Raw genomic sequence first — 9238 nt, 5'->3', positions numbered from 1 at the left:
AGCGCCCGGGCCGCTACCACCTCGTCAGAACTGCGCTACCAGGTGTTTGGACTCGCGCTACCATCAAGCGCTACTCGCCATCAGGACTGATGAAGCTGATTTATCCGCACGATCAGGCGACGCCCGAGGAGATCGAAGAGATCCTGCGCCTAGCGATCGAGGGGCGCAAGCGAGTCAAGGACCAAATCCTCCGGATCGACGCCACCATGGCGGCAGTAAAATTCGGCTACGACTCACTCGGCGGTGGCTGGTCAGCTGTAACGACGCTTGAAGAAGACGAATACCCGACGCACTACCATCGACGCCGAGCACCGGCCCCTTCCGGTGAGACATCGGCCGACACCGGCGTACCGGTAGCCATCGCGGCATCGACGTCCGTTCCCAAGTCCGCGCCCGGCCCCGTTCAGGCGGAACTGTTCCAGGGACAACGGGACTTCGTGGAGAACCAACGCGGCATCTCCTACGAGACGCTGCTCATGCCGTATATGCGAGATGTAACAGAGATCGAACTGCACGACCCATACATCCGAATGAATCACCAAGGCCGCAATCTCGTCGAACTGCTCGCACTCATGGCTGCGGCAAAGGACCCGGCGGACGAGATCACAGTCAACCTGTTCACAGTGCTCGACGAGGACCCCGAACACCAGACGAAGCAACTCCGCATGCTCAACGACATCGTTCAGGCAGCCGCTCAGCAAGGCATCAAGGTCAACGTGGCGAAGGATCCCGGTGGCCACGACCGCTGGATCCGAACCGACACCGGTTGGCGAATCAACCTCGGCCACGGCCTCGACATCTTCCAGAAGTCCGACGGCGGCTGGTTCGACTTCGGCACCAGCCGTCAGGAGTTCCGCCAGGTTCGTGCCTTCGGAGTCACTTATATCCGCGAAGATGGCTGAGGGGTCATGACTGCCTCATCCTGGGGCTCGATGCTCTGACCGGTGCCAGGCGGCTCCGTGCCGCATGGCTCGTGGGTGGGGACTGCCCGATGATTCCGGGTCAGTGCGAACCCAAAGGAAGACCCAAAAGGTCGCCGGAGAAAGGGTTAGTCGAGGACTGACTTCCCTCGAGGTGAGCAAAGCGGGCGAGTCGATCGGGACAGGCGGCCTTCGTCCAAAAGCGAGCAAGTTCGAGCGCCTGGTCAGGACCGTGAGTAGCCGTTAGACACTCTCAACAGGCGATCCGGAATTTGAAGAATCGTTGCGGTCACGGTTGCCGGATTTGAGAAGGTGGGTTGCGAGTTGGGACCGCTGATCACATTGAGTAGGTGCAGGTTTCGGTCTGGCCGGCGAGGGCCCGGCCGTTCCTTTGCCTTCTGGCGCGAAGAGCGCTGGCGCCGACCAGCGCGACCCCCGCGAGCCCGCCTTCAATGATCCATGATCCGTCCGCGCGAGTGAATTGTGGAATGACATAGACCAGGCGTTTCGTAGTCAGCGTCAGGTGGGCAGTCTCCGGCGAGTCCCACGTTCATGAATCAGAACGCGGCCTAAGAGACCGCCTCGGATTCTTGAGGAGGATAGTCGTGGCTGCAGACGCCAATGCAACCCCGAGAAGGATCATGATCCAGAATGCGGAGGGGAACGGCTGTTCCATGTGGATGCTCACCGCCCGGACGACGGCTTTGCCGTCCGCGGCGGTTCCCAGCGCATTGACCGTATGGTCCCCCGGCGCCAGGTCGGTGGCCTGCAGATCGACTGTGAATGAGCCGTTACCATTTTGATCCAGTTCGACGCGACCGAGCACGAGCGGAGTCGAATGTATGTAGAGCGTCACCCCAGTCAATGGTGCCCCTCCTGAAACGTGGATGACCGTCTGGCCGTAATGATCACTTAAGGTCGGACCGCCAGTTGCTCCGGGTTGGTTCAAGACCAGGTAGATGTCAGAAGCGGTAGGCCACCATTGAGCGGTGGCGCTCTTCCATGCCGGCTCGCTACCTACCGAAGTTGAGGCGCCCTTGAGAGTGTTGCCCGGGTCCGCTGCCCAAGAATTGATGGCCGCGGCAATGGCTTTGTGCCCTGCCGCAATCGGGTGGAGAGATTCGGGGGATTCGTCAATAATAGCCCCTTGCGCGGTCAGAGGAACGAACCATGGATCTGCCGAACATAAGTTATGGTCGGGCGGGATGGCCTTGTCCGTGCCGGCCAGATAAGCGGGCACGCCTTTACCGGCGGCAAAACTGACCCCCCAAGCAATGTGCTCGTTCAGCTGATTTTGAAGTCTGGAGAAGTACTCGAAACCCGCTCCCAGCGTGAAATCCTGGAAAGGGTGGGATGGGTCGCATCGCAGCGGGGCGTCATGGGCCAGCAACTGAGGGTACTGGAGCACAATGATGGGGGGGGTTTTGAGGTGGTGCTTATCGAACATCAAGCTGGTCTGCTCTAGGACGTTGGCAACGTACGCAGGAACGTAGCTGAGGAGATCTTCAACTGCAAGGTAAGCATCCAGTGAGTCCGGACTGGCTGGACACGAACGCAGACGATCCAAGGTCGTAATTGCGCTAAAAGCACTCAGAACGCAGCTCCTTGCAATGTCGCCGAAGCCGATGTTGTTGCCGGCAATGGACAGGAAGATCGCGTCGGGCTGGTATCCGGTTGACAGCATGGTTTCCAATTGGGCCAGCTGGTTGCGTTCTCCGTTTTGGCCCACAGCATAGACGTTGGAGGTGACGGCGCCCGAGCAGGCGAGAATGCTTACGTTTTCCGGGCTGTATAACCAGTTGGCGTACTGGTTCTTCGTCCGGTGACAGGCCATGGACTGATCGTCAAGTTGGAAATATGGCCGTTCTTTGTTTCCGGCGCCCTCTCCTGACGAGTAGGAGTCGCCTAGGACCAAGATGTTCTTGAAGTCCTTGAGGGCGCCGTTGAGTACTAAACCGCTCTGTTGATCGTGGGAGAAAGCGATGGTGAAGTCTTTTGTCTCTGCCGGGTAGCTGTTCCTGCTGACGGTGACCCGGTAAGTGGACTTGTTGAGGAGGGGATTCGATGGCGGCCTGATGGCCCAGCTGGTTGGTACACTCTCGCCTGGCCCCAGATTTCCCAAGGACATGACGGGCCGCTGAACAAAAGATCCGCCAGTTGGGTTCGTTTCCGTGAGGGCTATTTGTACGTTGGCGGCGCTGTGTCCGGTGGCTTCGGAAACGGTGACGCCGACATCGAAACTGCGCTCCAGCATTTGTATCGGCGCGGTAGGAGCGGACAGGGTGATACTCAGGCCGCTGCCGAGTTGATCCTTGAGGACTTGCGCGAGCTGGGCGGCGTCCTTGGCATCGACATAGACTCCGTCAGCCGCCGAGGCAACGCACTGTAATTCCTGCTGTCCTTGGGGGGAGATGTCGAATCCGACAGTGTTGACGGCTAGGTGAACATTTTCCGATTTGAGTTGCTTGGCGGTGTCGCACGGGTTTGCGCCGCAGTTGGATTCCCCATCGGAGACCAGGACAATGGTGACGTCCGTAAGACCCTCATTCTTGAGGTACTGGGCCGCCTCGATCATGGCGTCGCTGGTGGGGGTACCGCCGTCCGGGGGCGGCAGGATGCCTAGCGCTGGACTCATGTCGATGAGTGAGGAGCTGCTGACCGGAAGCCGCAGTTGGGGCGGACGGCAACCGGATTTCGTGCTGCCGGCTTTGGACGGGTAGGTCATGAGTCCAAGGCGTGCCGAAGCAGGTAGTTCCTGCATTTGCTGCAGGATCGCGTTCTTCGCTGCGCCGATCTTCACGGTGCCGCTGCGGTCCTTGTCAGCCATTGAGCCGGAAGTGTCCAGGAGGATCAGGACGTCACGCCCTCCGGGGCGGAGGGGCAGTGGGGACTCCGGGAACGCTGCGGCCTGCTCAGCCGATGAAACCCCCGGGAGTGGTGATACAGCCGCCGACGCGGAAATAGTAGCCGGGACGAGGCACACCAGAAAGTAAACTACGGCGGGTATGGAAGAGGCTGCGCCCCGCAATCTCTTGATCATGGCGTCCCGCCCAGAGCCGCGATTGCAGCAGCCGACCCGAGGACCACGGCGTTCCCCAGCACAACATACGTGGTGCCTGAAGTTCCGGATTTCTTGGAAGTGCTGGTCTCGGTGACGGTTACCTCCAACCGGAGGACTCCTGTGATGTCTGCATCGAGGTTCGCGCTCTGTCCGTAAGCGATGTCTTGGTCCAGCAGAGGCTTTCCGTCTGCGGTGATAGTTATCCTGGCCGTTGCCGCGGTGTCGGAGCTGTCGTCGATTCCAATGGTTCCCTGTAGCCGGGCAACGGTCCGGTCCAGGATCCAGTAGGTGGTGGTTGGATTGTGGCCGACTGCGCAACGAAGGCCGTTGGTCACCTTCGTGCCGTTCACGCTTCCGGAGCTTATCGGACCGCAATTGCCGATTCCCTTTAGCCCAGACAGCGGGGCGCTGCCGGGCGCACCCGCAACGGTTAGCGTTGGCGTCATGGTCAGGGGGGAGCCGGGAGACGGGTCCGTGGAAAGAACTGCCCCGGGGGTGGATTTCGGGTCATAGATTCTTTTGACCGCCGGTTGCGTGCCCATCAGCTCCAGAGCTTTTGTCGCCTCTTCAAGGGTTTTGCCGGCGAGCGGAGGCATGGTCGCAGGCGATGGTAACGACAGGGTAATGGCGGCGGGATTTGTCGTCCCTGCGACCGGGTCTTGGGCTGCAACTGTGCCAGCTAAGGCTACTGATGGAACGTTGCTGATCTCTACGATGGAGGGGTCGTAACCCGCGTCCGACAGGACTTGTCTTGCGTCTGCTTCGTTTAGTCCGCGAACGTCCGGCATCGGCAGCGTCGACGTAGGTGCTGTGCGGGCTGCCGATGCTGCCGCGCTGTCCGGTCGGCCACCGGAGGGATCTTCGATCAATGCACCCCGGAATACCCAGCCGAGAATCAGCCCGGTGAATAGCGAAACTACGCACAGCATGGCAATGGCAGTTATCAGGTTCGGCCAAGGGGGCGGTCGACGCCTGTCCTTCGCTGCGTCGACGGGGCTTGAAGGGGTCCTACGCAGTCCCTTCCAACTCGGCCGAGGGCCGTCAATCTCGGAGTGTCGGTCATCTTGTTTCGCTGTCACGCCCAACCCACCAAGCCTTTCGTCCCGCCGTTCGTACCCGTGGCCGCGCCCGCGCCGCGGATCATTGTCGACTACGATCCTCGCTGTAACTTCATCCGTGTGGCGCTACGCCTCCCGGTCCCCTGGCCCCCATCCCAATGGGGCATTCACCACACCACAGGCTTAGTCGAAAAGTCCACGCTTTTTCGAACGTGTCCCATCTGCCGCAAAGGGAACCTGTTTGGGCTTGCGCTCCCCGCCCGAGTGGCCGGAGGTCAATGACTGCGCGCAGGTCCTGTCCGCCACGCATGGGCGCCCTCGAAGCCGCCGACGTCGTTAGGTGAGCCGAGCCAAGGCGTGACGGCGATGGCTGCACGCGGTCGGATTCCCAACAGAATAAAGAAAGATCGTGATCGGCCATATGGCTGAGATCGCGAGTGCTTCGGTCATCCCTGGTTCACCTCTTTCGAGTGAGACGACGTGACGACGCACGAAGTACCAACGAGCGACAACCCGCATCCCGAAGAGGTAGGCAATAAAAAGTATGAGTCCAGACCATTCCACGAGTGCAACTTCCTCTCAATGCCAACGGATCTACACGGTCCCGACAAACAACTGCTGCCCACGCACAAGGTTGCTGCCCACGCATAAGGTGAGACCCACGAATCCAAGGGGCCGCGTCTTTCCGGCCGCTTGGACATCGCGTTAATCCGACGCATCACGCCGTCATACCGCGAGTCGGGCGCTGACCTCTTGCATGTATTCACAGCGCCGAAGCTGTGTGTCCCTTGCCTCCTGGTCACCCGCCTGCCGCGCTTCTTCAGACTCGAGGATGTATTTGCGCGACAATCTGGCGGCGTATTGAGAAGTGAAGTGTCTGGCCGTGTAGTAATTCAGAGTGGCTTCATGTTCGGATGATGTCTCCCTGAGCGGCAGCGCCTCCAACTGCGCGGCGACTTCCACGGTCAGCATGCCGTGGTCGGGCATCTGATTGGCGATGCCTTCGACCCACTCCCGCCACATCTCTGCGTCGGCTGCACCGTCTCGGTCGCGGGCCGCCTGTTCCTCTCGGCGTCTGGAAAAGAGTCCCATAGTTTCATCCTCTGTTGTCATCGGTAGTCGGTAGTCGGTGAAGTCGATGGCAGGGCGCGAGTCGTGGTGGCGAGAGCGCCCAGGAGCCGGCCGTCGATTTCATGATGGCGGTTATGTCATTTTCGTGTATGGGTTCAGAAGCCTGACATCAATCCCCACGGTCTACTCGCAGTCAGACCACCCGTCAAGGGAGTTACGCAAGCCGCCGATTCTAGAACCGGGGCCAGCGGCGAAGGTCTATGGAAGCAAGGTCTGCGCGGGAGTGCTCATTGCCCGGCACGTGTGCCGCCGTGGCACGATGCCTGTCTTGTTGTGGCAGCACCCTACACCAAGGTCCAAAGACCCTGCCCCCCGGCCCTGGTCGGCACTAGGGTTTCAAACCTTACGACTCGGAGATACGGGCCGCCTGGCCCGGAAGACGTCATGGGACTATTCGGAGGACGACGGAAAGCGGAGCAAGAGGAAGCTGAGCGTCTACAGAGGGAGGAGGAGGCTGAGCGCCAACGGCAGCTGGATGAGCACACGGCCGCGAACAGCCAGCGCAGTGCTGCCAATCGTGCCAGCATCATGGCCTGGTTCGATGCACTCGACAAACAGCGGACGTCGGCCAGCATGTGGTCACGGACGGCAGATCGTCAGGGAGGCCTGAAAACAGCTCGCGCCAGACTAGCTTCACGTTTGGTCTTCGAATTTATACCAGAGCTCCAAGACGACACCGTAGTAGTGCAGGAATCCTTTAGTCATCGCCTTGGCGCAGCTGCACAATGGAGGACGCAACCGGGCCCCTATCCTCCTGGACGTCTAATTGCGCAAATCGGTCTCGACATAAAAGTCCTGATTTTCTCGTGGAGGAACAAGAATGACGCTTCTGGAGGCCGTTTCAGGTTGCGTTTGCACGTACCCGACCTTTTCCGGCGGCGCCGGCAGGCCCGAGTACTGGGTGGTAAGCCTCGCGTTTCCGCTCCGAGACACGGACAGCATGTCTAACCGCATGCGTACAGCCGCTCTGGGCTGCCTCTGCATCGCACTCATTAGCAAAAGAGTTGCTGCAACCCATCGGTAGCGACGGCCCCAACCACTCACTCGGCTACAGCTCAGGCAGCGGAGTTAGTTTTGGTTTCCGACCAATTATGATCCAGCACCCCCTGACAAGCTCATGTAGTTAGGACAGGAAAATGAAGATCAACAAGAGGACCCTCTTCCTGATAGTCGGTGGTCTCGTGATGTTGATCGGTTTCATCCAGTTCCGAACGCCCCACTACAGACGTGACGAGGGAGGGATGATGATGCTGCTTGTCGCCGGCTTTGTCATTGCCCTCTTCGGCCACCCCCGAGGACCGATGGGATTTCTAAGAGATCGTTTCGATGGTTGGGGCAAATCACTACCTGACCAGATCCGAGGCGTCGAATTCCACGGAAGAACATCCGTTGACCGCCGGGGCATAATTGACACTGCAACGAAGGCTGCCATACGGGTGAGCGAGGGCGGCAGTACCATCCGGGTAGAAGACATGCAGGTCGATGCCGTACACCTCAGCATCAGAGGCATAGGTGGACTCGTCACCCAGATGTCGTTCACCATCTCGTGGACCACGGGAGCCAGCGGTAGTTTTGATGTTGAAATCACGGTGGGCCAATTCCTGACGAGCCGGCCCACTATCTACTGGGTGATACCTGTCGGCCGCAAGCGAATCATCGCACTTCCAGCAATGCGACGGTTTCATGATGACTTCGTAAGGCAACTAAACGCGCTTCAAGCGGCCCCAGCGACTTCGACGATGACACAGTCATCCGAGGAATTGGGCCGCAGCCCCGAGCCAGCGGCGGGGACGCGGTCGGACTACAGCAGCTCTGTTCCGCCCCTCCCCGATCACGCTCCGGCAGCTTTGGCGACCTCCCGGGAAGCCTCAGCCTTTGTCTCCACAAACGCTTCTCCTGAAGCGTTCCTGCCTGCTGACGAAAAGGATAGTCACCTGTGGCAGAGCCACGCTGAAAAGCGTGCTGTTTCGGATGCGGCAGGGAAAGGCGGCGAATCCGATGAGGCAGCTCTAAGCTCCCAAAAAGTCGACGCGTACTTCAACAGCAAGGGGGGTCAGAAGCCAAATCCGGCTCCTGCACCGACCCCGTCCTTGTCTCATTCCAGGATGAGCAGGAAGGCCCGCGCACTCACCGCCGCGGGAACGACCGTGGCCCTCGTCGTCCTTGGCATTGTTTTGGGCGCGGGTTCCTGGCGAAGCGTGGCGCCAAACCAACAAGGTCAGTTGGCGACTATACCAACACCTCAGCCAGCCGCAATCCCCGAACAACAGATGCCAATTCAGACTGTAACCCCTTCCGCTGTCGCGGCACTTCCCCCAACACCCCCGCCTCAACCGGTTTCACCTATCCCTGCGGCTCAACCTGGGGATTTGGGGCTCGCATCGCCATTGCGGCCTGTCACCTGCACAGGAAAGTTCGCTGTCTTTTACCACTCATCAATAGTCCCAGCCGCATATGCCCAAGACGTGCAAGCAAATTTGGTGAGCCACCCCGGATCCACATACCTGCTCACCCTTGGCAGTTGTTCGTCCTTGTACCAGATGTCCAACGCTGGAACGATGATCTACGCGGTGTATGGGGGACCCTTCGATACTTTGGCGGAGGCATGTGTGGCGGCTTCGCGGTTTCCCAACGAGGCCTACGTCAAAGTACTGGACAATTTGACGCCGCCCGATCAGTCCGTACGTCCTTGCGCATGATGAGGTGAACAACATGGACCTTCCCGACCAAGTCCTGGGCCTCCGCCGCATTGGAGGAGATTCACCGTCCTACTGGATGGCTTCAAGCGACGACGGCATCAGGCTTCGCCTCGAACCAGGCGAAACGGTGCAGCTGGCAGGACAGTCCAGGGTGAGGAGTTCCGCCGAGAACTGGACTCTCCCGGATGACACCGTACTGGTGGTAACAGACCGCCGCATCGCATTCCTCACCCGCGACTTCGATAAGGGGGGAGGGTGGATAGGATTTGGGCCAGCTGGGCTGGCGATTACCGTTGCCGCCAATGCTGTAAGCAAGCATAGGGCTGCCACGCGAAGCGCAGGCTTGGTCGCCATTGGGCAGCTCAGATA

Annotated in this window: 6 protein-coding genes and 1 pseudogene; 3 read left to right on the top strand and 4 right to left on the bottom strand. The window is 59.8% G+C overall.

The window, feature by feature from the left end:
- On the top strand, window positions 1–902 hold a 902-nt coding region (locus BJQ90_RS19350), incomplete at its 5' end, for a BREX system Lon protease-like protein BrxL (RefSeq protein ID WP_226761819.1).
- A gap of 568 nt (window positions 903–1470) precedes the next feature.
- Here the strand turns inward: BJQ90_RS19350 and BJQ90_RS19345 are convergent.
- The 4 genes and pseudogenes from BJQ90_RS19345 to BJQ90_RS19335 form a co-directional block, all read right to left on the bottom strand.
- Window positions 1471–3960, bottom strand: a complete 2490-nt coding sequence (locus BJQ90_RS19345; protein WP_226761818.1) for a VWA domain-containing protein — start codon at window positions 3958–3960, stop codon at window positions 1471–1473.
- Window positions 3957–4577: an NPCBM/NEW2 domain-containing protein gene (locus tag BJQ90_RS19340; RefSeq protein WP_264197442.1), complete on the bottom strand. Its 621-nt coding sequence runs from the start codon at window positions 4575–4577 to the stop codon at window positions 3957–3959. Before BJQ90_RS19340 ends, BJQ90_RS19345 begins: the two co-directional genes overlap by 4 nt.
- Before the next feature lie 54 nt (window positions 4578–4631).
- A pseudogene (locus BJQ90_RS22970) lies at window positions 4632–4769 on the bottom strand (PASTA domain-containing protein); the annotation flags it as partial.
- A 996-nt stretch (window positions 4770–5765) separates the two neighbouring features.
- Window positions 5766–6131: a hypothetical protein gene (locus BJQ90_RS19335; RefSeq protein ID WP_226761816.1), complete on the bottom strand. Its 366-nt coding sequence runs from the start codon at window positions 6129–6131 to the stop codon at window positions 5766–5768.
- 1175 nt (window positions 6132–7306) lie between these two features.
- Between BJQ90_RS19335 and BJQ90_RS19330 the strand changes: the two genes are divergently transcribed.
- Both BJQ90_RS19330 and BJQ90_RS19325 read left to right on the top strand, forming a co-directional pair.
- A complete protein-coding gene (locus BJQ90_RS19330; protein WP_226761815.1) occupies window positions 7307–8869 on the top strand; it encodes a hypothetical protein in 1563 nt (520 codons plus the stop codon).
- A gap of 13 nt (window positions 8870–8882) precedes the next feature.
- Window positions 8883–9238 (top strand): hypothetical protein (locus BJQ90_RS19325; RefSeq protein WP_226761814.1); only part of this gene is annotated, 356 nt, incomplete at its 3' end.

Origin of the sequence: Arthrobacter sp. SO3, from assembly GCF_020532825.1 — a bacterium.
GTDB lineage: Bacteria > Actinomycetota > Actinomycetes > Actinomycetales > Micrococcaceae > Arthrobacter.
This window is presented reverse-complemented; position numbering and strand designations above follow the sequence as displayed.